22 protein-coding genes are annotated in these 26,107 nt (G+C 62.2%); 11 read left to right on the top strand and 11 right to left on the bottom strand.

The window, feature by feature from the left end; translation table 11 throughout:
* Window positions 1–56: 56 nt before the first annotated feature.
* Window positions 57–1,934, bottom strand: coding sequence for an FAD/NAD(P)-binding protein (locus HMPREF3171_RS01865; protein WP_371327133.1), 1,878 nt, complete (start codon window positions 1,932–1,934; stop codon window positions 57–59).
* 128 nt (window positions 1,935–2,062) lie between these two features.
* Between HMPREF3171_RS01865 and HMPREF3171_RS01860 the strand changes: the two genes are divergently transcribed.
* Genes HMPREF3171_RS01860 through HMPREF3171_RS01840 form a run of 5 tightly spaced genes read left to right on the top strand, consistent with a single transcriptional unit; the run spans window position 2,063 to window position 8,409 of the window.
* Window positions 2,063–3,709: a TIGR04028 family ABC transporter substrate-binding protein gene (locus HMPREF3171_RS01860; RefSeq protein ID WP_070482452.1), complete on the top strand. Its 1,647-nt coding sequence runs from the start codon at window positions 2,063–2,065 to the stop codon at window positions 3,707–3,709.
* Window positions 3,710–4,702: an ABC transporter permease gene (locus tag HMPREF3171_RS01855; RefSeq protein WP_070482450.1), complete on the top strand. Its 993-nt coding sequence runs from the start codon at window positions 3,710–3,712 to the stop codon at window positions 4,700–4,702.
* Window positions 4,699–5,586, top strand: coding sequence for an ABC transporter permease (locus tag HMPREF3171_RS01850; protein ID WP_070482449.1), 888 nt, complete (start codon window positions 4,699–4,701; stop codon window positions 5,584–5,586). The genes HMPREF3171_RS01855 and HMPREF3171_RS01850 overlap by 4 nt, the downstream gene beginning before the upstream one ends.
* Complete coding sequence (locus HMPREF3171_RS01845) at window positions 5,583–7,196, top strand: dipeptide ABC transporter ATP-binding protein (protein ID WP_070482447.1); 1,614 nt, start codon at window positions 5,583–5,585, stop codon at window positions 7,194–7,196. Before HMPREF3171_RS01850 ends, HMPREF3171_RS01845 begins: the two co-directional genes overlap by 4 nt.
* Window positions 7,189–8,409 carry an alkylhydroperoxidase domain protein gene (locus HMPREF3171_RS01840; RefSeq protein WP_070482445.1) on the top strand — a complete coding sequence of 407 codons (1,221 nt, stop codon included), beginning with the start codon at window positions 7,189–7,191 and terminating at the stop codon, window positions 8,407–8,409. The genes HMPREF3171_RS01845 and HMPREF3171_RS01840 overlap by 8 nt, the downstream gene beginning before the upstream one ends.
* On the opposite strand, the gene HMPREF3171_RS01835 is transcribed toward HMPREF3171_RS01840, so the two are convergent.
* Window positions 8,406–8,918, bottom strand: a complete 513-nt coding sequence (locus HMPREF3171_RS01835; protein ID WP_070482443.1) for a PspC domain-containing protein — start codon at window positions 8,916–8,918, stop codon at window positions 8,406–8,408. The two genes, HMPREF3171_RS01840 and HMPREF3171_RS01835, sit on opposite strands and share 4 nt — an antisense overlap.
* Before the next feature lie 179 nt (window positions 8,919–9,097).
* On the opposite strand from HMPREF3171_RS01835, the gene HMPREF3171_RS01830 reads away from it, so the two are divergent.
* Window positions 9,098–10,489: an RNA-binding domain-containing protein gene (locus HMPREF3171_RS01830; RefSeq protein WP_070482441.1), complete on the top strand. Its 1,392-nt coding sequence runs from the start codon at window positions 9,098–9,100 to the stop codon at window positions 10,487–10,489.
* Window positions 10,490–10,602: 113 nt separating this feature from the next.
* Here HMPREF3171_RS01830 and HMPREF3171_RS01825 read toward each other — a convergent pair whose 3' ends face one another.
* Both HMPREF3171_RS01825 and HMPREF3171_RS01820 read right to left on the bottom strand, forming a co-directional pair.
* Complete coding sequence (locus HMPREF3171_RS01825; protein ID WP_070482438.1) at window positions 10,603–11,019, bottom strand: hypothetical protein; 417 nt, start codon at window positions 11,017–11,019, stop codon at window positions 10,603–10,605.
* 529 nt (window positions 11,020–11,548) lie between these two features.
* A complete protein-coding gene (locus HMPREF3171_RS01820) occupies window positions 11,549–12,259 on the bottom strand; it encodes a hypothetical protein (RefSeq protein WP_070482437.1) in 711 nt (236 codons plus the stop codon).
* Between the two features lie 644 nt (window positions 12,260–12,903).
* On the opposite strand from HMPREF3171_RS01820, the gene HMPREF3171_RS01810 reads away from it, so the two are divergent.
* Window positions 12,904–13,641: a hypothetical protein gene (locus HMPREF3171_RS01810; protein ID WP_246815300.1), complete on the top strand. Its 738-nt coding sequence runs from the start codon at window positions 12,904–12,906 to the stop codon at window positions 13,639–13,641.
* Window positions 13,638–15,191 carry a Y-family DNA polymerase gene (locus HMPREF3171_RS01805; protein WP_070482431.1) on the top strand — a complete coding sequence of 518 codons (1,554 nt, stop codon included), beginning with the start codon at window positions 13,638–13,640 and terminating at the stop codon, window positions 15,189–15,191. Before HMPREF3171_RS01810 ends, HMPREF3171_RS01805 begins: the two co-directional genes overlap by 4 nt.
* 20 nt (window positions 15,192–15,211) lie before the next feature.
* On the opposite strand, the gene HMPREF3171_RS01800 is transcribed toward HMPREF3171_RS01805, so the two are convergent.
* Window positions 15,212–15,799 (bottom strand): AMIN-like domain-containing (lipo)protein, encoded by a 588-nt coding sequence (locus tag HMPREF3171_RS01800; protein WP_070422796.1) that lies wholly within the window; start codon window positions 15,797–15,799, stop codon window positions 15,212–15,214.
* Between the two features lie 141 nt (window positions 15,800–15,940).
* Between HMPREF3171_RS01800 and HMPREF3171_RS01795 the strand changes: the two genes are divergently transcribed.
* A complete protein-coding gene (locus tag HMPREF3171_RS01795; RefSeq protein ID WP_070482429.1) occupies window positions 15,941–16,822 on the top strand; it encodes a sucrase ferredoxin in 882 nt (293 codons plus the stop codon).
* Between the two features lie 29 nt (window positions 16,823–16,851).
* Here the strand turns inward: HMPREF3171_RS01795 and HMPREF3171_RS01790 are convergent, their stop codons facing one another.
* The 6 genes from HMPREF3171_RS01790 to HMPREF3171_RS11540 all read right to left on the bottom strand — a co-directional run bounded on the left by HMPREF3171_RS01790 (window position 16,852) and on the right by HMPREF3171_RS11540 (window position 22,213).
* The gene (locus tag HMPREF3171_RS01790; RefSeq protein ID WP_070482427.1) at window positions 16,852–17,622 is read right to left on the bottom strand and encodes an HAD family hydrolase; all 771 of its coding nucleotides are present in this window, start codon (window positions 17,620–17,622) and stop codon (window positions 16,852–16,854) included.
* A gap of 11 nt (window positions 17,623–17,633) precedes the next feature.
* A complete protein-coding gene (locus HMPREF3171_RS01785) occupies window positions 17,634–18,314 on the bottom strand; it encodes a methionine ABC transporter permease (protein WP_070482425.1) in 681 nt (226 codons plus the stop codon).
* Complete coding sequence (locus HMPREF3171_RS01780; protein WP_070450483.1) at window positions 18,311–19,339, bottom strand: methionine ABC transporter ATP-binding protein; 1,029 nt, start codon at window positions 19,337–19,339, stop codon at window positions 18,311–18,313. Before HMPREF3171_RS01780 ends, HMPREF3171_RS01785 begins: the two co-directional genes overlap by 4 nt.
* Complete coding sequence (locus tag HMPREF3171_RS01775; RefSeq protein ID WP_070482423.1) at window positions 19,340–20,230, bottom strand: MetQ/NlpA family ABC transporter substrate-binding protein; 891 nt, start codon at window positions 20,228–20,230, stop codon at window positions 19,340–19,342.
* Window positions 20,231–20,260: 30 nt separating this feature from the next.
* Window positions 20,261–21,154 (bottom strand): MetQ/NlpA family ABC transporter substrate-binding protein, encoded by an 894-nt coding sequence (locus HMPREF3171_RS01770; RefSeq protein WP_070422801.1) that lies wholly within the window; start codon window positions 21,152–21,154, stop codon window positions 20,261–20,263.
* Between the two features lie 72 nt (window positions 21,155–21,226).
* A complete protein-coding gene (locus tag HMPREF3171_RS11540; RefSeq protein ID WP_168161864.1) occupies window positions 21,227–22,213 on the bottom strand; it encodes a helix-turn-helix transcriptional regulator in 987 nt (328 codons plus the stop codon).
* 90 nt (window positions 22,214–22,303) lie between these two features.
* On the opposite strand from HMPREF3171_RS11540, the gene HMPREF3171_RS01765 reads away from it, so the two are divergent.
* Window positions 22,304–22,861, top strand: a complete 558-nt coding sequence (locus tag HMPREF3171_RS01765; protein WP_070482422.1) for a DinB family protein — start codon at window positions 22,304–22,306, stop codon at window positions 22,859–22,861.
* A gap of 33 nt (window positions 22,862–22,894) precedes the next feature.
* On the top strand, window positions 22,895–26,056 hold the full coding sequence (locus HMPREF3171_RS01760) for an error-prone DNA polymerase (RefSeq protein ID WP_070482419.1): 3,162 nt from the start codon (window positions 22,895–22,897) through the stop codon (window positions 26,054–26,056).
* The last annotated feature ends 51 nt before the right edge of the window (window positions 26,057–26,107 follow it).

Raw genomic sequence — 26,107 nt, 5'->3', positions numbered from 1 at the left:
TGAATGTAGGTAGACGATAACACGTTCGCTTAATCTAGTGCCGGCCTAGAACAGGCCTAGAGCACGCGCGCCTGGGTGAGCAGCGACAGGGCGGTCTTGTCGGTTTCTTGCAGCATGAGCGGGTTCGTGCCCGGCATCGGCGAGATCGTCGTGTCCGCCCACTGCTTACCGGTGGGGATGCCCACGATGTGCAGGCGGGGATCCAGGGCGCCGCCGGGGTGGACGGCGCGGCGGGTGTCCGCGTCGGTTTCGGGTGAGGCGGTGTGGGCGAAGGGGCGGACGCGGTTGGCGTCGACAAGCGAGCGCACCAGCGGGTCCTTGGTGTTGCGGATGTCCGGGCCAGGCAGGAACGCGTCGGCGAGTGCAGTCGCGGTGGTGGTGCGCCCGTGGCTTGCGGCGGTGAATGCGCCTTCTTGCGTATCGACGACCGGCTGCGGGCCCAGGAACGTCACCAGGCCGGCGTCTGCAAGTGCAAGCAGTTCGCGGGTGCGGAACAGCGGCGGGCCGGAGCCGACCATCTGACCGAACGCCATGTACTGCGAGCGGGCCACCTCGGGGGCGCCCTTGCCGTTCTCGGTGGCGATGGCGCTGGGTTTACGGCCAGCGGAAATCGCCCACAGCCCGGCCTTGAGCGGGGAGTCCCAGGCGGCGACGGCCTCGGCGATGTCGCGCGCCATGGCGTCGGGAACGACCTGCTGGAGTTCGTCCAGGCTGAGATCTTCCGTGCCGGCCAGTGGGTCGACCCAGGCGGCCATGTCGAACGGCTCGGTGCTCGTGCCCTCGAGTGCTTCGGCCAGGGCGCGGGCGACCGGCAGGATGTCCTCGGGGGAGGCGTGGACGGCCAGGTCGGTGTCGTCGATACGCGTGATGATCTCCTCGAGCGGCACCTTCAGCGCCTCGGGGCGCACGCGCGCGAGGGTGCGGTAGTACTCGGCGAAGGCATCGCGGGCGAGCGCTGGCCACAGGGTGCGGCCGAACGACAAAGTGCCTGTGCCGGGTTCGGCGGGGTTGGCGTCGATGGCGGCGCGCAGACGCGACAGATCGGCCTTTGGCGGAAGCGAGTTGTACTCGGACTTGGGCAGGTAGGGGTAGCCGCGACCGGAGGTGACAACGAAGTGGGGTTCCTCGCCGGTGGCGTCGTAACGCAAACCGGAGCGGGCCGTGTCGTCTTCGAAGAAGCGGCCGCCGCGGTTGATGGTGGTCAGCGCCATGAGGTCGAAAAAGCCCATGCCCATACCGCGCACGAGCAGGCGCTCGCCCTCGCCGATGCGGTCCACCTCCTGCTCAACCGGGTTGCCGGGCGGGATGTAGGTCAGGCCAGATTTGGCAAAGGCCTGCTGTGCCGGGGTCGGGGCGGGCAACACCCAGCCGGAGGCGACCACGGTGGCGTCGGCGTGGATCAGCGTGCCATCTGCAAGCAAGATCGCGTCGCGGCCTCCGTCGCTGTACAGCGACATCGCGCGGGACTGGTGCTCAACCACGGTGACAGAGTCCGGCAGCTCGGCCAGCGCAACCTGCCACACCCAGCGCAAGTACTCGCCATACAACGCACGCGAAGGATTAGATTCAGGTCGCGTCACACGGATTTCAGCGTCGAAGGTGCTGGGGACGGCCGGCGGGTGGTCGCTGATAAGCGGATGCGCGAATTCGCCGCGAAGCGCCTGGATCCACTCAAACATGGTGGGGCCTTCGAGCACAGGTGCGGTGACGGTCGCGCCGGGCTCAGTGAACAGGGTTACCGCGCCAGCCAGGGTGTTCATGCACAGTGTGCGGGTTTGTTCGGTGTCCCAGATGCGGCCGGCACCGAGCTGGGCGTCGTCGATGATGTGCAACGTCAGTGGTGTAGCGCCACGGTCGTTGAGGAAGGCTGCGATGCGCTCGGTGATGGAGATGCCTCGCGGTCCTGCTCCGACGATGGCGATGTCTGCTTCCACAGCGATGTACCTCCACGATTTCGATGAATCTTTATAACGTGTATAGACTGCGCAGTCTATTAAGAAAGAACCGAATTGTCTAAAAGTGGTATGGTGCCGAAAACCACAAGGGAAAAGAGGACGATAACGTGCCGAAGAAAACGGTCGCGGCCCCAGTTGTACTTGTAGGTGCAGTTGCCCTGCTGAGCGGCTGCACCGCAGGGGGTGGCGCTGAATCTCACGCAGAGGGTGACAATGTGCTCACCTACCTGGAATCCAACTGGTTTAACAGCCTCTACCCGCCGGCTGCCGGGTTTTACCCCAACGGCGGTGTGATCAATCAGCTAACAGACAGGTTGCTCTACCAAGACCCTGAAACGCTCGAACTCCAGCCGTGGATTGCCACCGACCTGCCGGAGATCAACGAGGACGCCACCGTGTTCACCTTCGATATCCGCACGGATGTGACCTACTCCGACGGCACACCGATGACGGCGCAGAACATCGTGGACAACTTCGACCTCTACGGCCAGGGCGACAAGGATCGCCTGCTCAACGTCTCGGAGCAGATCTCCAACTACGACTACGGCGAAGTCGTCGACGAGGACACGGTTCGCTTCCACTTCACCGCACCTTCTCCGGGCTTCGCGCAGGCTACGTCCTCGTACAACGCGGGCCTGCTGGCGGATTCCTCCCTGCAGCTGCGCAACGAGGACTTCGGCCCAGGCGGGGCGGCGAATGTGATCGGTTCGGGCCCCTTTGTCGTGGATAGTGAAACGCTGGGCACTGACCTCGTGCTGAAAACGCGCGAGGATTACAACTGGGCGCCACCGTCGCTCGAGCACCAGGGCCGGGCGCGCATTGACGGCATCCACTACACCCTCGCCGCCGAAGAAGCCGTCCGCTCCGGCGCGTTGCTGTCCGGCCAAGCGGACGCCGCGCGCACGATCTCTCCGCCAGTGGAGCGGCACCTGAAAGACCAGGGTGTGCAGGTGGTTGCCTCTGCCACCAACGGCATGAACAACCAATTGGCCATGCGGTTTAACCACCCGTTGCTGCAGGACATCCGCGTACGGCAGGCGATTATCCACGGCATCAACCGTGAAGAGATCATCCGCATTCTGCTGTCGGATTCCTACCCGCTGGCCACGTCGTCGATGACCTCGACGGCACTTGGCTACGCGGAGCAGCCCGACGCGTACACGTTTGATCCGGATCGTGCGCGTGCGCTTCTCGACGACGCCGGCTGGACCCCCGGCCCCGACGGCATCCGCGTGAAAGACGGGCAGCGGTTGAGCCTGTCGGTCAACCACGCGCTGCCGCAGCCGCGCTCGAAGGAGATTGTCACGATGGTGCAGTCGGACCTGCGTGACCTGGGTATTGAGCTGAACATGGTGGCCGGGGATCGTGCCACGCAAAACGCAGCGCAGAAGGACATCAACCGCGTGCAGTTGATGCACACGATGGTGGGGCGTGCGGATTATGACGTGATTGAGTCGCACTTGTCGGTGAACCGCCGCGACTCGCTGCTGAACAACGCAGGAGATGGCACCCCAGTGGATGCCAAGCTCGAGGAGTTGCTGCAAAAGGTGGTTTCCACACCGGACGATGCGGGCCGTGCGGCCGCGTCGAAGGCGGTGCAGGACTACCTCACAGAACAGGCCTACGTGCTGCCGTTGTTTGAGGAGCCGCAGGTGTACGCACTTGCGCCACACGTGAAGGGCTTTGTTACCGAATCGGTGGCCCGCCCGAGTTTCTACTCGGTGTACTTCGACCGTGATGGGGAGGACAACTAAATGAGTACCACTGTGCTGAAACGCGTTGGGCAGGCGCTGCTCGTGCTGCTGCTTGCCTACACGCTTGCGTTCTTCCTGCTTTCCGCCCTGCCGTCGGACGGCGTGGCTGCGCGCTATGCGGACCCCGCGCTTGGGCTGTCCCAGGCAGAGATCGAGGAGATCCGCGAGCAGATGGGCGTGGATAAACCGCTCGTCGAGCAGTACCTGGCCACCCTTGCCGGGCTGTTTACCGGCAACCTGGGGTTTTCGGTTGCCTCGGGCACGCCGGTGTTCGACCTCATCGTCGACGCCGCACCACACACGTTTGCGCTGGCCGCGACCTCGATCGGTCTTGCCATCATCGTCGCGCTGCTGACCGCCTACGTGGCCACCCTGCCCGGCGGTGGCGCGCTGCGAAGCTTCTTCCGCGCACTGCCGTCGTTCATGGTGTCGCTGCCAGGTTTCTGGATCGCGATCCTGCTACTGCAGTTCTTCTCCTTCCAACTCGGCTGGGTCAACGTGGTCGACCCGACCCCGCTCGAGGGGCTCATCCTGCCGTCGCTCACCCTGGCCGTGCCCATGGCAGCACCGCTGATGCAGGTGCTCATCCGGTCTATCGACGAAGTCCGTGCCCAACCATTCGTCCAAGTCATCCGCGCCCGCGGTGCCAGCGAGGCCCGCATCTTCTGGCGCGACGTGCTGCGCAACTCGTTGCTGCCCGCCATCACCATGGCCGGCCTGCTGTTCGGCGAACTTGTCGGCGGAGCAGTGGTGACCGAAACCGTCTTCGGCCGCGCCGGGTTGGGGTCGCTGACCGTCAACGCGGTATCTAGCCGCGACATGCCGGTCCTGCTCGGTGTGGTGCTCATCGCCGCGACCGCGTACGTGCTGATCAACCTCATCGTCGACCTGCTCTACCCGGTGCTTGATGTGCGCCTGCGCGATGCGGGGCCACAGAGCAACAAGGCTAAGAAGAGCACCGCTCAGGCTGCCGTGAAGGAGGGCGCCCGATGACAACACAAACAACACAAGCAGCAACGAATCCTGTTGCGCGGGCGAATACGCGCGCTGGCGTGCGGGCGAAGTCGCGCAAGAACCGCCGGTGGCGCTCGCCGGCGACGTTCCTGTCGCTGATCGTCCTGGTCATCGCTGCCCTGTGGGCGCTGCTGCCGGGTGTGTTTGCCACCTACGACCCATACAAGGGCGTGGATGTGGCGCTGCTCGCGCCGAATGGCGAGCACATCTTCGGTACCGACGCCGTGGGCCGCGACGTGTACTCCCGCGTGGTTTACGGCGCACGCCAGTCGCTGCTCGGCGCACTGATCGCCGTGGTGGTCGGCCTGGTCCTGGGCACCTTGATTGGCCTTGTTGCAGGTACGCAGCGTGGCTGGGTAGAGACCGTGCTTATGCGGTTCGTGGACGTGCTGCTGGCCATCCCGGGCATTTTGCTGTCGCTGTCCATCATCATCGTCACCGGTTTCGGTTCGCTGCAGGCGGCGTTTGCGGTCGGTATGACATCGGTGGCCACGTTCGCTCGTCTGGCTCGTTCGCAGGTGATCCAGATTGCCGGTGCAGACTTCGTCGAGGCTGCCTACGGCTCTGGCGCAACCCAGACCCAGGTGTTGTTCCGCCACGTGCTGCCCAACTCGCTGACCCCAGTGTTGGCGCTGGCTGCGCTGCAGTTCGGCACCGCAATCCTGCAGTTGTCCATCCTCGGCTTCCTGGGTTACGGCGCACCGCCACCAGTGCCGGAGTGGGGCCTGCTGATCGCGGAAGGCCGCGACTTCATGTCCACCGCCTGGTGGCTGATCCTGCTGCCGGGTCTGGCCATTGTGGCCACCGTGATGTCCACCAACCACATCTCCCAGGTCATCCAGACAGAAGGTGATGCGAAGTGAGTACCGAAACCACACCGCTGCTTGAGGTCGAAGGCCTCACCGTCGCGTACGGCGATGCCGAGCCGACCGTGGAAAACATCGCGTTTGCTGTCGATGCCGGCAAGATGACTGCGATCGTCGGCGAGTCCGGCTCCGGCAAGACCACTTCCGCCATGGCGGCGCTCGACTTGTTGGGTCCCACCGGCAACGTGCGCGCGGGTTCCATCCGGTTCAAGGGCCAAGACCTTGCCAGCCTGAGCGCCGCCGAGTGGCGTCAGCTGCGCGGCGCAAAGATTGGTCTGGTCCCGCAGGATCCGAACAACTCGCTCAACCCGCTGAAAACCATCGGCGCATCCGTGGAGGATGGGTTGGAGATTCATAGGGTGGGGGACGCGGCGTCGCGTCGTCGTCAAGCAATTGCCCTGCTTGAGCGCGTCGGCATCGATGATCCTGAAAAGCGCTACAACCAGTACCCGCACGAGTTGTCCGGCGGCATGAAGCAGCGCGTGCTCATCGCTGCTGCGGTAGCACTCGAGCCCGAGGTGCTCATTGCGGACGAGCCCACGTCCGCACTCGACGTGACCGTGCAAAAAACCATCCTTGACCTGCTCGACGAGATGCGTGCCGAGTTGGGCCTGGGCGTCATTTTCATCACCCACGACCTTGCCGTGGCGGGCGATCGCGCCGATGACGTGGTGATCATGGAGCGCGGACGCGTCGTCGAGCACGGTCCTGTGAGCACGGTGCTGACCAACCCCACACAGGACTACTCCAAACGCCTGCTGGCAAACGTGCCGTCGCTGTCCGTGGCAAATGCGTATCGACGACCCCCTGTCACCACCGACACCCTCCTGCGCGTAGACAACCTTGCCGTGCGCTACGGCGATTTCACCGCCGTATCCGATATCTCCTTCGAGGTCGCGCGCGGCTCCACGCACGCGCTGGTAGGCGGGTCGGGCTCCGGCAAAACCACCACAGGCCGCACGATCGCCATGTTTAACCAGCCTGCTGAGGGCAGCATCACCCTCGACGGTGAGGAGCTGACCACGCTGAGCCCGAAGCAGAAGCGGCAGTTCCGCAACCGCATCCAGATGGTGTACCAAAACCCGTTTTCCTCGCTGGATCCGAAGATGCGGGGCGGCGAGATTGTGGCGGAGCCGCTGCGCAACCTCGCGGGGGCGTCGAAACGCGAAAGCCTTGCGCGCGCCAACGAGTACTTGGAGCGCGTGGCGCTTGATCCGGAGCGGTTCGCCACGCGCACCCCGGCGCAACTGTCCGGCGGGCAGCGCCAACGCGTCGCTATCGCCCGCGCGCTGATCGTTGAGCCGGAACTCGTGGTGCTCGACGAGGCCGTTTCCGCGCTCGATGTGACCGTGCAGGCACAGATCCTGGAACTGCTGGAAAACCTGCAGCGCGAACTGGGGCTGACCTACGTGTTCATCTCCCACGATCTGGCGGTGGTGCGCCAGATTTCGGATACGGTGAGCGTGTTCAGTCGCGGCCAACAAGTGGAATATGGCCCCACCGACGAGGTGTTCTCACACCCGCACGACGATGTCACTCGTGAACTTATCGACGCCATCCCCGGCACCGTCTTCCGTGCCCGACAGTTAGGAGAGTTTGTTGTCTAACGACATTATCGACCTGCTCGCAGAAACCCCGGCCGACCTTGCCGACCTGCGCCGCCGCCGACCCGAAGCGGTTGAAAACGCCCAGCGCAGCTTCGAGGCCCTGTTTGAGCCCACCAACCCGGCGCTGATCGAGGCCCTGCCGGTATCCACCCGCTACGCCGTCGCCGCTTTCGTCTCCGGCATTTCCGGTGCACAGCGCGCCGCGGAGTTCTACGCGGACTTGCTTGCCGACGAAGACGAGGCGCTCGTTGCCGTGGTCGAAGACGCGGTGCGCGCAGGTGTATCCGCCGGCCCCTACGCGGGCGGGGACTTTGTCACCTTCGGCGAGGGGCAGCTCGCCGCCGCCTTCGACTTCGCCCACCTGCTGACCTTCCATCCGAAGGATGCTTCGCCGGCGGCGATCGGGCACCTGCAGACCGCTGGCTACACCGAGGACGCGATCGTCTCGCTCGGCCAACTCATCTCCTTTGTGGCGTTCCAGCTGCGCGTCGTGCACGGTGTGCAGGTGCTGGCTGGGGGAGCGGCTGCGGGTGGTTCGGGTGCTGCTGTTGCGGATGCTGCTGTTGAGCGCACCGCCGGCGTCGCCGATCCCGGCTGGACGCCCGCTGCGGTGACCCTGCAACCCGAGGTCGTCGCACCCGAGAAGTTTGTCAACCACTCCCTGGGGTGGAAGCCGTGGGTGGCACCACTTGAAGATTCCGAGTTCACCGACGAGCAACGCGACGCCCTGATCAAGCCGGAACGCATCGGCATGGAGTACTTCCGTCTGCTCGCCCGCGACCCGCAGGCGCTCAAAGCGCGCACCCTGACCGACCTGGACATCTTCTACAACACCGAAGGTGGCCTGGGCCGTGCCGAGCGCGAACTTGCCGCTACCGTCGCGTCCCGTTTGAACGGCTGCGAGTACTGCGCATCCGTGCACCAGGCACGTTCGAAGGAGGAAGGCGGCGACGCGGAGGCGATCGACCGTCTCCTGGACGAAGGCGTGGAGGCGGACCTTGGCTCTGACGAATGGGACGCGATCCGCCAGGCTGCGGTTGCGCTGACCCGCACCCCGTTTGAATTCGGTGCCGAGCACGTCGAGGTATTGCGCGAGGTCGGGTTGGATGATCTGGCGATCATCGACGTGATCAACTCGTCAGCCTTCTTCAACTGGGCCAACCGCCTCATGCTCACGCTCGGCGCGCCGGATGTGCCGAAGCGCTACCGCTAGCGCTTAAACCTGCGGCGGCGTTTCTGATCGCGCCACACGAGGTCGTCGGCACGCCATTGCTCGGGTGGCGTCGGGTTTTCGGCGTAGGCGAACAACCAAATGAACAGCAACATGACGAACACGCCGTAGGTCACGCGGCTGTCGCCCGCGTCATCCGCCGCCGGGATGAAAATGATCAGCCCGAGCAGAAGCAGCCAGCCGGTGCGGCACTCCTTCTGCTCGATGGGGCTGCGCTGATCCTTGCGGGTAAAGATTGCCCGGCCCGGGCTCATGTCCTCCCCAAGACGCGGCATGAGCAACCAGCACAACAGATAGGCGAAGATGCCACCGCCGAAAATAAACCCGGTGAGCACAAACGCGATACGCACCGCCACCGGGTCGTAGCCGTAGCGGGCACCGAAACCGGTGCACACACCGCCGAATACGGCCCGACCACCTTGGTCTTTCGTGATGCGCCGCGGGCGGGTTTCCCACATGTGCTTGAGCGATGTCGATGAGGTTTGAGCCATGCGTGCCATTATCCGTATCTACGGCGGACTTCGCAGCAGGGGTTTCGAGAATGGCGGAGCCTGCGCGAGGGCCTTTGCGGTAGCTCGAAAGCTACTAGAAAGCTACTCGAAAGGGAATGTTTCTAGGTTGAGCTGCGAAAACTCGTCTACTAGAAAGCCTTTCGAGTAGAATTCCTTCTGTGCGTCCAGAGAGAAACTACCGAGATGACCCGAGCCTCCTTCTGCGTCTGCCGGAAGATCAATGGTTCGAGCGAAAGTCTTTCCGTATCAAGCCGAAGGATCTCGCCAAGACCATCGTCGGCATGGCAAATGCGGAGGGCGGCATTATTGCTGTCGGAATTACTGACCGGGAGTTTGATGGGGCACCGACGCCTAAGCAGGACAATGATCTGAGACAAACATCGCTCGACCACACGGATCCAACCGTGCGCGTTCGAATCGAGCCGTTCGATGTCGGCGACGGTGCGCAGGTTTACCTGTTTCATGTAGACCCGAGTGAGCATGTGCATTATTTGCGGTCGGGGGACTGCTTCCTGCGTGTCGGCGACGAATCTCGGTTGCTGAATGCAGACGGCATTCTCGAACTGCGTTACACCAAGGGTGAGCAACAGTTCGACGCGACGGTGCTGCCCCGTGTCGGTATGGGTGATCTCGATATGGAGGCCGTTGGTGAATATGCCAACGTTATTGGTTCTTCTTCCGCTGAAGACGCTCTCAAAGCAAGAAATCTCATCGACCGCGAAGGTAGGCCCCGCACAGCAGCACTCTTGCTCTTCGGTAAAGACCCGCAAGAGTTCTTCCCTAATGCGCATGTCCGTGTTCTGCGGTTCGGTGAGGATGAGCGGCTCGCGGGGCATCAGCAACAGCTTTTGGCCGACGACCGGTTTGAGGGGCCGTTGCCGCAACAAATTGGGGCTGCTCAGCGGGCGATTGAGGGGATGCTGCCGCAAGTCCGGCGCCTGGGTGCTTCGGGGTTGTTCGAGGATGAAAATCTCATCCCGAACGACGTTTGGCTTGAGGGATTAGTAAATGCTGTTATTCACCGGTCATACAGCATGGCTGGTGACCATGTGCGGTTCGAGATCTATCCATCTCGCATCGAAGTTTCGAGTCCGGGGCGCTTTCCCGGTTTGGCGGACCCCACACGACCAGAATCTATTGCTCGATTTGCGCGCAATCCTCTCATTGCGCGGGTGACGGCAGAGCTTCGGATTGGTCAAGAACTCGGCGAGGGTATCCGTCGTATGTTCGCAGGTATGCGGCGAGTGGGTTTTGCTGACCCGATTTACCAGCAGACGAGCGGAAGTGTTCTGCTCACGTTGAAGGCGGTTCAACGGCTTGATCCGAAGACCGCGGACTCCCTCCCGCCTCACGCCGGCAGCGTCCTGTCAGTCATGCAAGCGAAAGGCAGGCCAATGTCTACGGGGGAGGTTGCAGATGCTTTGGGGATTTCGAACCCGCCTGCCCGCCGCGCGTTGAAAGCGCTGCGGGAGGAGGGCCTTATTCAATGGCGCGGTAAAGGTCCGCGGGACCCTCGGGCGGTATGGCTTTTGGAAGGGCCTTTGCGGTAGCTCGAAAGCTACTAGAAAGCTACTAGAAAGCTACTCGAAAGGGAATGTTTCTAGGTTGAGCTGCGAAAACTCGTCTACTAGAAAGCCTTTCGAGTAGATTCTTTCTAGTAGTTCTATGCGTACGCGAGGCGCCGCGTGCCGTCCACGTGCGGGTACAGCAACCACGCCGCCACTGCCGCAAGGATGCCAACCAGCAGCCCCGCCACCGCGGACCAGTGCACCAGCGGGCCCATCATGAGCACCAGCCACCACACCATGAGCGGCACAACCATGCTTATCGACGGCACCCTGCTGACATTTTTCTCCTCCGCAAACGCCGCAATCTGCTTCCGGTAGGGGTGCAGCCACGTCACCGCGATAGCAACAACGACGCAGACCAGTGCTGTGATCGCCTTGATGCCTAGTGGTGCTTCGGACATCATCACGCCGACGGAACCGCCCACAGCCAGCGAACCCACCACACGCACGACGGCGGGTGTGGGGATCGGGGTGACGCGGCTACGGACCTCGTTGGCGCTGATCGGGATCATGAAGGGCGACGTTACCAGGGTGCTCCACCGCCTTCTTATGCCTCTCAACTCTTCTGCATTGCACGTTTGAACCTCTCGCATCACAGCACATTCGCTTGCTTGCCAAAACTCTGGCTCATGGCGACGGATGGTGAGGCGATCGCCGTGCCCGTCGTGGGGTGCTTGGCGAGGGGATCTGAGGCGAGTTTCTCGTTAAGTTGACGCAGACATAAACGAATAGGCTTTGAGATGATTTAAAGTTCAAACAGGAGGTTCTGGATCTTCTTCGCAAAGCAAAGTCCTGTACCGCATCAGTGCGGTACAGGACTTTCACGAAGTAATGCGATGAAATTGGAACTTTACTCGCGCACTTTGTCGTCATCCTTCGCTCGATGGAAGAAGAAAGCGGAGACAGGAAAGGCTACAGCAGCGATACCCCAACCAGCAATGGCAGCTCCTGTTACAGGGGTTGTTACTCCAAGAAGAGGTGCTACCGCGCCGATCGCGAGTGCAACGAACCCACGCGACTGATTTTCACTCGATCTCATAATTAACTCCAATTCTGGCCTGCGCAGTACCCGATTGTGCCGCCTGTAGCGCCGGAAGCTGCGACTAGGCAAGCCACGCAACCAGTCCCCAGCGTCGCCGCGCAAGCTGTGCCACACACAACGCTCAGTGCCGCAATTGCCCATGATGCAATTCCAGCGTTGCTGAGGCAATCGTTCAGCCCGCCCCAATCCATGCCCATTGGCGAGGTTTGACCATCAGGGGCCGAGGTATCCTGAGAAACAACATATTCATGCAGTTCCTGCTCGCCATCGGCATAGGTCGTGACCCAACCTGAGTTTGGAGACTCTTCCTCCAGTGTGATTTGGTACGTGGACTTCAGGGTGTTTTCAGGAGTGAGAAAGACTCCAAGCACGCTACCGTTCGACGCTCCGTCGATTCGGATGGATACAAATGCGCTTCCATCATCCAGACGCTTTGCCACATGTGGTTCGTTTGCGAGGGTTTGTCCATCTTTTAGGACAGCCGTCTTGACAGACGCGTCGAGCGCAGCATTGCGCACGACATCGAGGGCCTCACCTTCAATGTCGGGGTAGTTGGCGATCTTATCGACGTTCCCAGCTACCTGACTGACAGCGTTTGTTTGGCCTGTTTCTGCAATCGTACTTGCCTGAGCAATGGGGCTGTAGAGGCTAAAAACGATCCCTACAGCTGTCCCCGCGGACAGCAAGGCTTTTTTGCCGGTGATTTTCATGGTTTCTCCTTGTGTTGCTTGGGGCGTGTAGCTGAGCCTTATCAGTTGGCCCACTCTTCGCGCCGCTTGGTTCCGGGGAGGTCACCCTGATGGGCGACTCACATATGGAGTATACACAGACACCGCAAGGAATGTGTTCTGTATCACGCTAAATTTAAGTATTGCCACCATCTGGAGTGCTTTACGCCCTATTAACGTAACCGTTGTTATGTCAGCTATCTGGCAAAATTAGTTTGCCAGCTCGCCTTCTTTTTAATCGTCAGCAGTGGACGGTCCCATAGAGAGTCCCATGTTCAACGCAACCAGATTTGCCCCTGAACGTGCACGTGTCACCACGGTTCGTGGTCAAGTCCCGTGTAGTGGTGTGGCAGTGTGTTCTTTCGGCTCGGTATGAAGCGCGGCCTCTGTTCAAGCGGAAGGCCGATGGGGCGTACGCGATGACGGAGTTCAAGGGGGCTCGGAACGTTGTGACGAGAGCTTTCTTTGTGCTCCAGGGTCTGTTGGCGTTCGTTGCCGCATCATGAACGGGGAGATCATGGATTATTCGTATGGCCCCATAAGTCAGGTTCTCATGAAGATGGTGTAGAAAACATGTTCGACCAGGGACGTTGCCCGTGTCGTGGCATAGGTGCATACTAACTGACGTGAGTGGAACACCTATTCGAGCGTCATCTGCAGCAGCGCACCTGCATGAAGCGGGTGAAGCGCCTGCTCAGGAGACGCGTGCTGAGCAGATCGCAGAGCTGCGTGCGCGCATGGCTGCGCTCGGCGGGGAGGTCCCTCAGGAGGTTGCTGCTGATACTGAGGTGCTCACGGTCGACGGTGGTCTTTCGACTGTGTTGCCGAATGGTGGCTTGGCGCGAAGGACGGTCACGCACGTCAGTGACACACCCGCGCTGATCGTGGAGCTCATCGGCCAGGTGGTGGAAGCCGGTGGGCGCGCAGGCGTGGTGGGGTGGCCGGAGCTGTCGTACGCCGCCATCGGTGCAGATGCGCTTGAGCGGGTCGTCGCGGTGCCGGAGCCGGGTATTGACGACCTCTCGGTGGCGGGCGTGCTCGCCGAAGGGCTTGACCTGGTGGTGCTGCGCACTCGCAGTGCGCTGGAATTGTCTCCGGTGCGCGCCCGGCCACTGCTGGCCAGGATCCGGAAAGGGCAAGCGGCGCTTGTGTGCGTCAACATTGCGGTGCCGTCGCCGGCGCTCACGCTGACGGGCACGCTCGCACAATTCCACGGCATCGGAAGAGGTACAGGGCGCATTACCGGGATCGATTTCGATGTCCGCGCAGAAGGCAAGGGATACCGTCCGGCGAGTGCACGGGTGACGTTGGGTGCTGGTGGTGAGCGGGGCGTCGATAGGCGAAAGCTGCGGCTGGTCACATGAGGGTTGCAGCGTTGTGGTTTCCGGACTGGCCCGTGCAGGCTGCGAAGTTGGAGTCCGGCGACGAGTTGGCAGAACCCATTGCGATTGCTGCGCACCACAGGGTGAAGGCGTGCTCGCAGGCAGCCCGCCAAGTGGGCATCCGGCGTGGGATGCGGGTGCGAAACGCACAGGCGGCAGCGCCGGAGCTGACGGTGGTGGAGGACAACGCCGACCGCGACGGCCGGATGTTCGCAGCACTTGCAGCGGGTCTCGACGATGTCGCGGCGAGCGTAGAAGTGCTGCGCCCAGGCCTTGTCGTTGCGGACCTTGAGGCCGCGGGCAAGTTCCACGGCAGTGAGGACCGTGCGCTCGAGATGCTTATCGACGCCGCCTCGCGCCGCGGCATCGACGCCCTTGCCGGTGCCGCCGACGAGATCGCCACCGCAGTGATCGCCTCGCGCTCATCTGACGTGGTGGCGCAGGGGCAATCGGCGACGTTCCTGGCAGACCAGCCACTCGGTGTGCTCGTCGCCGAAGAAGCGCTCGGCGCGGACATGGACACGGTGCGGGCGTTGGGGCAGTTGGGGATTTCCACGCTCGGGCAGTTGGCGGCGCTGCCTCCGGCGGCTGTCACCACGCGATTCGGCCAGTCCGGGATGCTCATCTACCGGATCGCCGCAGCCACGCCGGACCGCCGCGTCGCGCCCGAAATTCCCGTGGAGGACCTCGCGGTGGCGATCACTCCGGAGGACCCGATCGACCGAGTTGATGCTGCCGCGTTCGCCGCCCGTGCACTGGCCGCTAGCCTGCACGAACGGCTGAAAGAAACGGGGCGGAACTGCCTGCGGCTGAAAGTGACGGCCGAACTTGGCGACGGCACCCGCGTCGAACGCGTCTGGCGCACCCGCGAGGCACTCACCGAGGCCGCGACCGCCGACCGGGTGCGCTGGCAACTCGACGGCTGGCTGACCGGCGGCGGTGCCGGTGAAATTACAAGTCTCATCCTGGAACCGCTCGAACTCGCCGCCCCAGAACCCGTCGGCGAACTGTGGGCCGACGGCGCCTCCACCGACACCGCCCGCCGCGTCGTGGAACGCGTGCAATCCCAACTCGGCATCGACGCGGTGCTCCAACCCCGGCTCGTCGGCGGCCGTGGCGTGGCAGAACGGGTGCAGATGGTGCCGTACGGGGAGGCGGGGCCGGTCGTCGACAAGCTGTCCTGGCCCGGAGCAATCCCAGCACCGCTGCCTGCGCGCCTCGGTGGCGGCATCGAGCACCCCGCCTCGCGCATCGCGCTTATCGACGACACCGCAACCCCCGTCATCGTCACCGCCGAAGTGCTGCTCTCAACCACGCCGTACGCCCTGGCCTGGGGCGATCGCCGGTTTCTGGTTACCGGCTGGGCCGGGCCGTGGCCCGTGGACGAAGGATGGTGGGCCCAAACCGAAGGGGCCACAGGACGGCTTGCGCGCATGCAGGTGGTCGGGCGCGAAGGCGGGCCAGACGGCGCGGTGACAGGGTGGCTCCTTGTGTGGAGCAGACGCAGCTGGCGCGTCGAGGCGGTGTACTAACGGTGGGGTGAGCGGTGCGATTAGTTCTGGACGATGTCGACGACCACGCGCTTCGGGTCCTCCAACACCTGCACCGAATACGGCAAAGCAGAGCGCAGACCCACCACGACCTGGCTACGGCCCTCATAGGTGCCAGCGCTGATCACGTCGATGACGTTGCCAGTATCGCCCGCCATCTTCACCTCAACATCGGAATCCTTACCCATCTCAAACGGATAAACGGTGCCGTCGACGTTGATGTTCAAAAACGCGTTACCCGCAACCTTCAACGGCTGGCCGGTGGTCTCCTGCATCGGGGTGGAGGTGTAATCCACAAACCAACCCGGATCCCCGTCGCCCCCAAGATCCACCACGACGCGGTCGAATCCCTCATGTGCGCCAACACGGACCGCGGTGACCACAAGCTGTGACGGTGCCGACGGGCGCTGCGTCTTCGGAGACGGGTCAGCGTTGCCCAACGGTTTCAGACGCGGAGAGCTGGCGGACAAGCTGCTGGCCACCGTTTCGCCGGCCCCGAAGCTGGGTGTGGTGCAGGCGGTGCAGGCAGCGATCGTCGCTACGCAAGCGCCCACGACCGCAGCGCGGAAGGAACCGGAATTTTTTTGCATTAAGCCACCGTAACCAGCAGGAGGAATCAGAACAAAAGCCTCAGAGCGAAATACCCAAAAGGTTATCTAACTGTTACAGAAGTGAATGTTGTTCAAATGGGTCATCTAATAAGTTAGGCCAAGCTTGGCTATGGTGGTGACATGCGACAATTGCCTTGCTCAGATGTTGAGGTTGAACCGCTGCCCGGCACCGCCAAGCCCGGCGCTACCTACGTCATCTTTGAGTGGCCTGACCCGTGGCCGCGCGACGTGCTCGGTGACGCCGCGCTCGGCGAAGAAATCACTCCCCGCATTGCGAAGCACCTCGACGAATACGACGCGTCCTTGCTGCTCATCCGCCACCCAACGCGCGAAGGCCGACACATTAAGGACCACCACCTCTACCTCGTCTTTGCCGACGAAGGTATCACCGAGGTCCTCCACGTCGACGGTCCGGAAGCAATCCTGGATCTCGACCTGTCGGGGCCTGGCAAAAACGGTGGGAAGCGACGGGAACGTCCGCTGCTGCTGATCTGTACCCACGCCAAGCGCGATGTCTGCTGTGCCGTAAAGGGGCGCCCGCTGGTCAACGCGCTGCACGAGCGCTACCCATTCGGCCCGGGCAACGACGTTGCGTGGGAGGTCTCCCACATCAAGGGACACCGTTTTGCCGCAACCATGCTGCTCATGCCGTGGGCGTATAGTTTCGGCCGCATGAACGTGGAAGCCACCGACGCGATGCTCACAGCCGCGAAGCGGGGCGAATACTTCGTACCCGGCAATCGCGGGCGCGGCACGCTCAGTCCGGTGGAACAGGTGGCCGAGATTGCTGTTGCCAGCGAGGTCGCTGAGCCTCGTTACGGGGAGTTCGACGTTGCGCCTGTGCGTATCGACGACACCACTGCCACCGTCAACGTCACCACCGCCGGTGGGGAGTACGTCGTCGAACTGGAAAAGCGTCCGGTCAGCGGGATTGTCGATTCCTGCGGCAAGGCCCCCAAGGAAGGCTCCGCCTGGGGCGCGGTGAGCGTGAAAGAGCGTTAGGTGGTGCCGGGCGGGGGCGAAACCATGCCCTAGATGTACTCGTCGAGCACCTCAGCCACTGACCCGATGACCCGGTCGGTGGCTGCTTTCACGTCGGCGGGGGAGTGGTGGAAACTGTGCGAGTGATCGGCGAGGGTATGCATGGTCAGGTCGTTCCAGGAATCGCCGAACGTGTAGAGCTCCACGTCGTCGCGGTTGATGCCGAGTACCTCGAACAGCTCGAGGATGCCTGAACCCTTGGAGCGGCCTGGTGCCATCAGATCGATGTAGTCCTGGTTTTGGGCAACTTCTACGTCGCCGAGTTTGGTGGCCCAGGCGATGACTTCGGCGCGCAGCGCGTCGTTGTCAGGAATCCAGAACGGAATGACAGCGAACTGGTGGTCCGGGATGTCGCGAATCCTCATCGGCGTGAAGTGAGCCGTGAAGTCGTGGGTACGGCCGGTGTTGTTGGCAAACACGCCGTCGACACGTCCGATGGTGGTGCCGAAAATAGCCAGTCCCTCGCGCTCCCCGAACTGTTCCACGGCGGCGCGCAAGACGGCTCCGTCGAGTTCGTGGCTGAAGATCAGGTGGCGGTTGGCGCCGTCGGTAGCTGATGCTCCGTTGGAAAGCACCTGGTAGTCGAACGCTAGCGTGCTGTCGGCCATGCCGTGGGCGAGTGCTGTGCGGGAGCGCCCAGTGGCTGAAATGGCAAGATGCCCGGCGTTACGCCAGGCATCTATCGCGGCGATGTCCTCCTGGTCAAAACCGTGGGGAGGGTGGTGGAGTGTGCCATCGAAGTCGAACGCCGCTACCTTCATGGCACTTCAATCTACCGGCGCATGACCTTCTTGGACAGCCAGTTGCCCAGGAACTGAGCGAGCTGGACGATGACCACGATGACCAGGACTGCAGCCCAGGTGACTTGCGGTTCGAAGGCGCGGTAACCGTAGACAATGGCAAAGTCACCAACGCCGCCACCGCCGATGTAGCCGGCCATTGCGGACATATCGATGACCGCGATGAAGATGAAGGTGTAGCCCAGGATCAACGGGCCGAGTGCCTCCGGCAGGATCACCGAGGTGATGATCTTCCAGGGGCCGGCACCCATGGAGCGGGCGGCCTCGATAACACCGGGGTCGATGGCGACGAGATTTTGCTCCACAATGCGCGCCACGGTGAACGTGGCAGAGAAACACATCACGAACGTTGCGGCAGCGCGGCCGATGGTAGTGCCCACGACCTCCAGGGTCAGTGGGTACAGCATCGCGATCATGATGATGAACGGGATTGGCCTGAAGAAGTTCACCGCAACGTTGATCAGGGTGTAGACCACGTTGTTGCGCAGGATGCCGCCCGGGCGGGTGGTGTAGAGCAACATGCCCAACACCAGGCCGAAGAAGCCACCAACAATCATGGTGATGGCGACCATCCACAGGGTGTCGCCGATGGCGTCGAGGAAGGTGGGGCCGAGGTTGTCCCAGTTCGGTTCAGCGAGCAGGTATTCGGTCATCGGGTGATCTCCTCAATCTCGGTGCTGCGCTGCAGTGTGGCCAGGAATTCGTTGATGGCGGCGTCGTCGCCGTTGAGGCGGACGGTCATCTTGCCAAAGGAACGTTCCTGCAGGGTGGTGATGCCAGCGTGGACTGGCTCGATGACAACACCGCGCGTGCGGGCGGTCTCGGCGGCGCCGAAGAACCCGGAGTCCTCGGAAAGATCCACGGTGAACAAGCGGCCAGGCTTGGTCAGCAGTTCGGCGCGCTCAACATCATCGGGGGTGTTGCGCAGGCTCGTCGCTGCGAAACGCTGCGCGACGGGGGTCTGCGGGTTGGCGAAGACGTCGTAGACACCGCCGTACTCCACAACACGGCCGTTCTCCATTACGGCAACCTTGTCGGCGATGGCTCGGATGACATCCATTTCGTGGGTGATCACCACGATGGTGATACCGAGTTCTTCGTTGACGCGACGCAGCACTCCGAGCACCTCGTGGGTGGTTTCGGGGTCGAGAGCGGACGTGGCTTCGTCGGCAAGCAACAGCGACGGGTTGGTCGCAAGTGCTCGCGCGATGCCGACGCGCTGCTTCTGGCCGCCGGAGAGCTGCTCCGGGTAGTTTTCGCCACGGTCAGACAGACCGACGAAGTCGAGCAGTTCAGCGACGCGACGCTTACGTTCCTTCTTGTCCACACCGGCCAGTTTCAGCGGGTATTCGATGTTGCCCGCTGCGGTACGGGAGGAAAAGAGATTGAACTGCTGGAAGATCATGCCGACGTTGCGGCGGATCTCCCGGAGTTTGCGCTCGGGCATACCGGCGACGTTGGTGTCGTCGAGAAGCAATTCGCCCGAGGTTGGCATGTCAAGGCCGTTAATGAGGCGGACAAGCGTGGACTTGCCGGCACCCGAGTAGCCGATCACTCCGAGGATTTCGCCTGGCTCGACGGTCAAGGTGACGTCATCGACGGCCTTGACCTCGCGCTCTTTGGTTTTGAAAACCTTGGATACGTTCCGGAACTCAATCCGGGTGCCGGTTGTTGTCATTTACTTGTACTCCTCCACAAGTCGGTCGAGGATCTCGTTGAGCTCCTCCTTGCTGCGCTGGACCTGCACGGCGGTGCCGTTGGAATCCTCGTCAAGCGCTGCGGTGACCTCCGGCGACTGCCAGACGTCGACCAACTTGGCGTACGTCTCGTTGTCCAGGTCATCGCCTGAGACAGTGAATACGTTGATGTACGGCTCCGCAAGCTCGGAGTTCGGATCGTCGGCCGCGACCGAGGAAGCCGGGTCGATACCTGCGCGTGCCAGCCAGTTGTTGTTGATCACAGCCGGGCGGCCTTCGTTGTAGGCGTTCGGCGTCTGGGACGCATCCACAGCGACAACCTTGACCTTGGAGGCATCCTTATCGATGTCCGCCGGGGTCGGGGTGAGCTTCGGCGCGCCTTCGCGCAGCTTCAGCAGACCAGCCTGAACCAGCACGTTGATCGCGCGACCCTGGTTGGACGGGTCGTTCGGGACAGCGATTTCGGTGCCCTCGATGCCGTCGAGCGAGTCGTGGTCCTTCCAGTACAGGCCAAGCACGTTGATCTCGCCAGAACCAATGATGCGCAGGTCCTTGCCGGCGGTGGCGTTGTACTGGGCCTGGTAGTTGATGGTCTGGAACTTCGAAATCTCGATCTGTCCCTCGGTCTGCGCCGGGTTGACCTGTGGGTACTCAGAGAAACGCACGATATCGAGCTCGATGCCGGCCTTCTGGGCTTCGTCCGCGAAGACACTCCAGGCCTTCTGGTCTGCGTCGGTGGTGCCGATCTTGACGGTCACAGCGTCGCCATCAGCACTGCTTGTCGACGACTCCGTTTCCGACGAGCACGCCACCAAAGAGGTTGCGGCGATGACAGAGGCTGCCGCCGCTGCGAGAAAACGCTTGGTACGCATGAACTACGCGCTCCTTATTACTTCTTGTGCTTACTTGTTCTGCAGACGGTCAAGGATGTCGTTGAGTTCCTTCTGGTCGCGGTAAACCGGAACCGAGGTGCCCTTGGAATCCTTGGCGGTAGCTTCAGCAACCTCCGGGGTCTGCCACAGTTCAACCAGCTTGTTCAGGGTCTCGTCGGAAATGTCCTCGGAACGAGCGGCGAACACGTTGATGTACGGCTCTGCTTCCTTGGACTCCGGGTCGTCCTCGAACACGGCCAGGCTCGGCTCGATGCCTGCGCGGTCCAGCCAGGTGTTGTTGATGATGGCCGGCTTGCCCTCGTTGTAAGCGTTCGGGGTCTGGGACGCGTCAACCGGGGTGACGGTGACCTTGGACTCGTCCTTGTTGATCTCGGCCGGGGTCGGGGTCAGCGGGTCAGCGACGTTGTCGTTGAGGGTAAGCAGACCGGCCTGGACCAGCACGTTGATGGCGCGGCCCTGGTTGGACGGGTCGTTCGGGATGGCGACGGACTGGCCCTCAATGCCGTCGAGCGAGTCGTGGTCCTTCCAGAACAGTGCGAGCGGGACGATCTCGGTGGAGCCGACAACCTTGAGGTCGTTGCCGGAAGCAGCGTTGTACTCGGCGAGGTACTTAATGTGCTGGAACTTGTTCACGTCCAGCTCTCCCTGTGCGAGCGCCTCGTTGACCGGGGAGTAGTCGGAGAACTGCACGATGTCGAGCTCGATGCCGTTGTCAGCTGCGAGCTGCTTGAATACAGTCCAGGCCTCCTGGTCGGCCTCGGTGGTACCGATCTTGACGGTGACGTTCTCGCCGTTTGCGGCGGTGGTCTCGGTGGCGTCGTTGGACTCGTTGGAGCAAGCGACCAGGCCGGTGGTGGCGAGCGCTGCAGCAGCAACGGTTGCGAGGGTGCGCTTGATACGCATGATGTCTCCTTGTTTATTGGGAAAGTTTGACGGGTGAGAATCTAGCACCCTATGTACCGCTTAGTCTATTTTTTAGAACAAAGCAGTTTGCGCTTCTATGCCTGGGCCAATAAAAGTGCAGCTTGTCCGATGTTGTGCAACGCCGTTCGAAGGTGGTCTGACTCTGCGTTCGCGTCCAACTTCATCGTGCAGTCCAGGTCGCGGCATACCCAAAGAAGGTGCCATGCAAGATCGTCCCAATCTGGTGCGCCGGTGACGAAAGTACATCCATTTTTGGTTACCTCTAGGTCGGTGCGATAGGGAGGGGGGGATCCGTTCGGCCACCAGATCGGGTGAGCTTTCCAGCTCCACACGGATGACGCAGGGATAGCGTTTTGCGATATCGCTGCTGAAGTCCGGGGGTGGTGGAATCTTCGGGGTGAAACCCCAGCATGTTGTCTGTGCGTTGCTTATTCGGTCGAGGCGAAAAGTGCGCCAGTCGTCTCTGCTTTTGTCAAATGCTTGGAGGTACCAGAGCTCGCCTTGGGTCATGAGCCGGGCTGGTTCAACTTCCCTCGTGGATGATGTGCCGTTGGGCTTGCTGTAGGTGAAACGTACGAGCGTGTGGTCCCGCTGTGAAGTGGCGAGTTGGGTGAGTAGTTGTAGTTCGACGGTCGGGCGCTCATGGGGGAGCGCCGTAGTTGCGTTATCAACCGCTGATGCTAGGGCTCGCAGGTGGGGCGGCAAGATGTGATCAATTTTGGCCAAGGCACGAAGTGCGGCGGTTCCAGCGTTGTCGGTGCCGTTCAGGGCCATCATGCGCAGACTCGCGACGAGCGCGACGGCCTCGGTGTCGTCGAGGAGTAGGGGCGGTAAATGGCGACCAGTGCCCAATTGGTAGCCTCCCTCGATCCCGCTGCTGGAATTGACCGGGTAGCCCATATCGCGCAACCGCGCGATATCGCGGCGCACTGTGCGCTCTGTGACGCCGAGCTCAGAGGCGAGGGCGCTTGCTTGCCACGTGGTTCGCGCTTGCAATAGTCCCAAAAGCTGGAGCACGCGCTGCGTCGTATTTGCCATGCAGTCATTCTTCTCCATACTGCGGACAAAAGCTGTCCTCAACGGGGCTTAGGGTTCCGGTTGGAAAGTGATCAACAGGAAGGAATATCGATGTATTTTCCGCGCAAAGACAATGAGCTAGACACGCTTTGTAACTATCTTGACGTGCAGTTAGATGCGCTGCGGGCTAGCGCGTTTGGGCTTGACGACGATGCTGCGAGGCGCACTCCACTCCGCAGTGCGCTGAGCATTAGCGGACTGCTCAAACACGTCACGTTTGTCATGGTGAGGTCGCTTTCCGGTGCCGGTGTTGCCGGGTATGAACACTCACAGGCCGACTTTGCAGCCAGCTTTACGCCGACTGCCGAAGAGACGCTGGATCGCATCTTGGAACGCTTCGATAGCGTGCGAGCTGACTATATGGAGATGTGTCGCGGCGGTGACCTTGAGGCGGAACTGCCGGTGGGGCCGTTCCCGTGGTTCGGCATGGATGAGCCGCAGGTAGCTAAGTTGCGCTACATCTATGTGCATGCGGTGGAGGAGTTCGCCCGCCATGCCGGGCATGCGGACATCATTCGGGAGCAGATTGACGGTGCGCAGGCTGCAGAGTTGCTTGCGGCGATCGAGGGGTGGGAACCGAACGAATACATCACCCCTTGGAGTAACTAGCACACAGTTTCGAACGGTGGTAGCGTTCCCGCTATGAGGTTCAACGGGGGAGCGCCACTGTCGTGGTCGCGGCTCGAACGCATCCTCTCCGGCCGCCCCGGCCCGGAGCCGGTGCCGGTCGGTCACACCGGCACGCCCGCAGGCGCCGCGTACGGCAAGGCGGAGCCAGCGCCCCCGCCGCAAAAACAATGCCTATCGACGACACCGTTCGCCGAGCTGCACACCGTCAGCTCGTATAGCTTCCTCGGCGGGGCGAGCGAACCGGAGGACTTGGTGGCCCGGGCCGTTGAGCTGGGACTGAGCGCGGTGGGGCTGCTGGACCGGGACGGATTCTACGGCGCGGTGAAGTTCGCGGAGGCGGCCGCCGCGGCCGGGCTGGACACCGTCTTCGGGGCGGAGCTGACGTTGGGTGACACCGTCCTGCCCGTGATCGCCCGCGGGCCGGACGGGTACAAGCGACTCTCCCACCTGATGGCGGACGCGCACATGGCCACCCGGGAAAAGGACAAGGTGGCCTATCCGCCGCTGGAGCTCATCGGCGACCAGCTGGGCGGCACCTGCGTCGTGCTCGCCGGCTGGCAGTGGGTAGGGGAAATCGACCACCTGGTCGAAACATTTGGCCAGGACAATGTGGTGCGAGAATATGAAGTTTCGATGACTCCTGAAGACGCTGACCGGCACGCAATGCTCGATCGTTTTGATCACCTCCCCGCCATCGTCACCGCGATACCGGCGGCAGCCACGCGTGAGCAGGCGAGGTTGGCTGCGGCGAAGCGTGCGTTGGCTCGCAGAGAAGCACTTGCACAAGCACACGGGGACTTGCATCCGATGGGGGCGAACTGGCTGCGCTCTGGCGAGCAGCTCGAACGGATGCTGCCGGGATGCAAACACATGCTGGATTACAGCGTTGAGTTGGCAAAGCAGTGCGCGTTCACGCTGAATCTTGTCGCGCCTGAACTGCCGCGCTACCCAACGCCAAGCGGGCGAGGCGAGATGGATCATCTGCGGGATCTGACGTTGGCGAGCGCGCAGTTCCGGTACGCGACGCGAAGTGCGGATGTGCGCAACCAGGCGATGAAGCAGATCCGCTACGAACTGAGCGTGATTGAAGAGCTGAACTTTCCCGGCTACTTCCTGATCATTTACGACCTCGTGGATTTCTGCGCGAAGCAGAACATTTTGTGCCAAGGACGTGGTTCGGCGGCGAACTCGGCGGTGTGTTTCGCCCTCGGGATCACGAATGTCGAGCCGATCGAGGCAGGCCTCCTGTTCGAGCGTTTCCTATCTCCCGACCGTGACGGACCACCAGATATTGACCTAGACATTGAGTCAGGCCGGCGAGAGGAGGTCATTCAGTACGTCTACGACACATATGGGCGCGACAATGCGGCGCAGGTAGCTAACGTGATTACGTACCGCACGAAAGGGGCGGTCCGTGATGCCGCGCGTGCGCTCGGATACGCACAGGGCGCTGCGGATAGTTGGTCGAAGGGGCTTTCAGATCCGCCCGAGGCTGTGGAGCAACTTGCAGCGCAGTTCAAGGGGCAGCCGCGTCACCTGGGCATTCACTCTGGTGGCATGGTGATTTGTGACCGTCCCATCGCCGACGTCGTCCCCGTCGAATGGGCGCGCATGGCAGATCGCTCGGTGGTGCAATGGGATAAAGATGACTGTGCCTCCGCTGGTCTGGTCAAGTTCGACCTGCTGGGGCTCGGCATGCTCGAAGCGCTGCACCACATGGTGGATCTCGTGGAGGAAACCACAGGCCGCAAGGTGCATTTGTGGGAGCTTTCGCTTGACGACGACGCCGTGTACGACATGCTTTGCCGCGCCGATTCCGTCGGCGTGTTCCAGGTTGAATCGCGCGCACAGATGGGCACGCTGCCTAGGTTGAAGCCGCGCAGGTTTTTCGACCTGGTCGTGCAGGTGGCCTTGATCCGCCCTGGTCCAATCCAGGGTGGTTCGGTGCATCCGTACCTGCGGCGTCGCGACGGGCTAGAGCCGGTCGTGTACGACCATCCGGTGCTCGAGCGATCCCTTGGCAAAACACTGGGGATCCCGCTGTTCCAAGAGCAACTTATGCAGATCTGCGTCGACGCGGCTGGTTTTTCCGGACGTGAGGCGGATGCGCTTCGGCGCGCGATGGGATCGAAACGCTCACCGGCCAAGATGGCCGCGTTGCGCGCGAGGTTTTTCGAAGGCTGCTGGGCCACCAACCAAATCAGCGAAGAAGTCGCAGAACGGCTGTGGCAGAAGATCGTGGCGTTCGCCGCATACGGGTTCCCGGAATCGCACTCCCAGTCGTTCGCCTCTTTGGTGTACTTCTCCGCCTGGTTTAAATGCCACTACCCGGCGCAGTTCTGCGTGGGGTTGCTGCGGGCGCAACCGATGGGGTTCTACTCACCACAATCGCTGGTACAGGATGCGCGCCGGCACGGGGTAGAGGTACTGCCAGTGTCGGTCAACGCGTCGGGGCGCGAGGCGCGCTGCATTGATTCTTCAACGATCCGGATGGGGCTCGGGCTCGTCCGTGGCTTAGGTGCGGATGCCGCTGACCGGATCGAAGCGGCGGCACCGTTTACCGATATTGCGGATCTATCGCGCCGGGCTGACCTGAGCGTCGACCACGTCGAGGCGCTCGCGCGGGCGGGGGCGTTGGACTGCTTTGAGGTGTCTCGTCGACAAGCATTGTGGCAAGCGGGTATCGCTGCCACGGAACGCCACGGCATGCTGCCCGGATTATCGGCGATCTCGGCGCCGGCGCTGCCTGGCATGAACTCGTTCGAACTCATGGTGGCTGACATCGCAGCCACAGGGGTGACCCCGGGGCTCATGCCGGTGGAGATGGTGCGCGAATCGCTGGAGGAGCGAGGCGTTGTTCCGGTTTCACAACTGCTGCATGGCGTGGAGGACGGCACTCGCGTGCGCATCGCCGGAGTGGTGACGCACCGCCAACATCCGGTCACTGCAGGTGGTGTGACATTTTTGGGAATGGAGGATGAAACCGGGCTGGTCAACGTGGTTATCTCAGTCGGGTTGTGGAAGAAGCAACGCGTCCTTGCCCGCACTGCGAAAGCGCTCGTCGTACGCGGGATTGTGCAAAATGCTTCCGGGGCAGTGTCCGTGGTGGCGGACCGGTTCGAACCGTTGGAGGTAGGGGAGCTGCTCTCCCGGGGATCGAGGGACTTCCGATGAATGCTTCGATGAGCCCTGTCATGAGCAAGGCCGTGTCTGGGGCTGCTGGTA

Origin of the sequence: Corynebacterium sp. HMSC08F01, assembly GCF_001807545.1 — a bacterium.
Classification (GTDB): Bacteria; Actinomycetota; Actinomycetes; order Mycobacteriales; family Mycobacteriaceae; genus Corynebacterium; species Corynebacterium coyleae.
This window is presented reverse-complemented; position numbering and strand designations above follow the sequence as displayed.

Excerpts from the sequence above, each read along its gene's own strand:
- HMPREF3171_RS01855 (WP_070482450.1), top strand. The coding sequence starts at position 3,710 with ATGAGTACCACTGTGCTGAAACGCGTTGGGCAGGCGCTGCTCGTGCTG.
- HMPREF3171_RS01850 (WP_070482449.1), top strand. The coding sequence starts at position 4,699 with ATGACAACACAAACAACACAAGCAGCAACGAATCCTGTTGCGCGGGCG.
- HMPREF3171_RS01835 (WP_070482443.1), bottom strand. The coding sequence starts at position 8,918 with ATGGCTCAAACCTCATCGACATCGCTCAAGCACATGTGGGAAACCCGC.
- HMPREF3171_RS01825 (WP_070482438.1), bottom strand. The coding sequence starts at position 11,019 with ATGATCCCGATCAGCGCCAACGAGGTCCGTAGCCGCGTCACCCCGATC.
- HMPREF3171_RS01820 (WP_070482437.1), bottom strand. The coding sequence starts at position 12,259 with ATGAAAATCACCGGCAAAAAAGCCTTGCTGTCCGCGGGGACAGCTGTA.
- HMPREF3171_RS01805 (WP_070482431.1), top strand. The coding sequence starts at position 13,638 with ATGAGGGTTGCAGCGTTGTGGTTTCCGGACTGGCCCGTGCAGGCTGCG.
- HMPREF3171_RS01800 (WP_070422796.1), bottom strand. The coding sequence starts at position 15,799 with ATGCAAAAAAATTCCGGTTCCTTCCGCGCTGCGGTCGTGGGCGCTTGC.
- HMPREF3171_RS01795 (WP_070482429.1), top strand. The coding sequence starts at position 15,941 with ATGCGACAATTGCCTTGCTCAGATGTTGAGGTTGAACCGCTGCCCGGC.
- HMPREF3171_RS01790 (WP_070482427.1), bottom strand. The coding sequence starts at position 17,622 with ATGAAGGTAGCGGCGTTCGACTTCGATGGCACACTCCACCACCCTCCC.
- HMPREF3171_RS01785 (WP_070482425.1), bottom strand. The coding sequence starts at position 18,314 with ATGACCGAATACCTGCTCGCTGAACCGAACTGGGACAACCTCGGCCCC.
- HMPREF3171_RS01780 (WP_070450483.1), bottom strand. The coding sequence starts at position 19,339 with ATGACAACAACCGGCACCCGGATTGAGTTCCGGAACGTATCCAAGGTT.
- HMPREF3171_RS01775 (WP_070482423.1), bottom strand. The coding sequence starts at position 20,230 with ATGCGTACCAAGCGTTTTCTCGCAGCGGCGGCAGCCTCTGTCATCGCC.
- HMPREF3171_RS01770 (WP_070422801.1), bottom strand. The coding sequence starts at position 21,154 with ATGCGTATCAAGCGCACCCTCGCAACCGTTGCTGCTGCAGCGCTCGCC.
- HMPREF3171_RS11540 (WP_168161864.1), bottom strand. The coding sequence starts at position 22,213 with ATGGCAAATACGACGCAGCGCGTGCTCCAGCTTTTGGGACTATTGCAA.
- HMPREF3171_RS01765 (WP_070482422.1), top strand. The coding sequence starts at position 22,304 with ATGTATTTTCCGCGCAAAGACAATGAGCTAGACACGCTTTGTAACTAT.
- HMPREF3171_RS01760 (WP_070482419.1), top strand. The coding sequence starts at position 22,895 with ATGAGGTTCAACGGGGGAGCGCCACTGTCGTGGTCGCGGCTCGAACGC.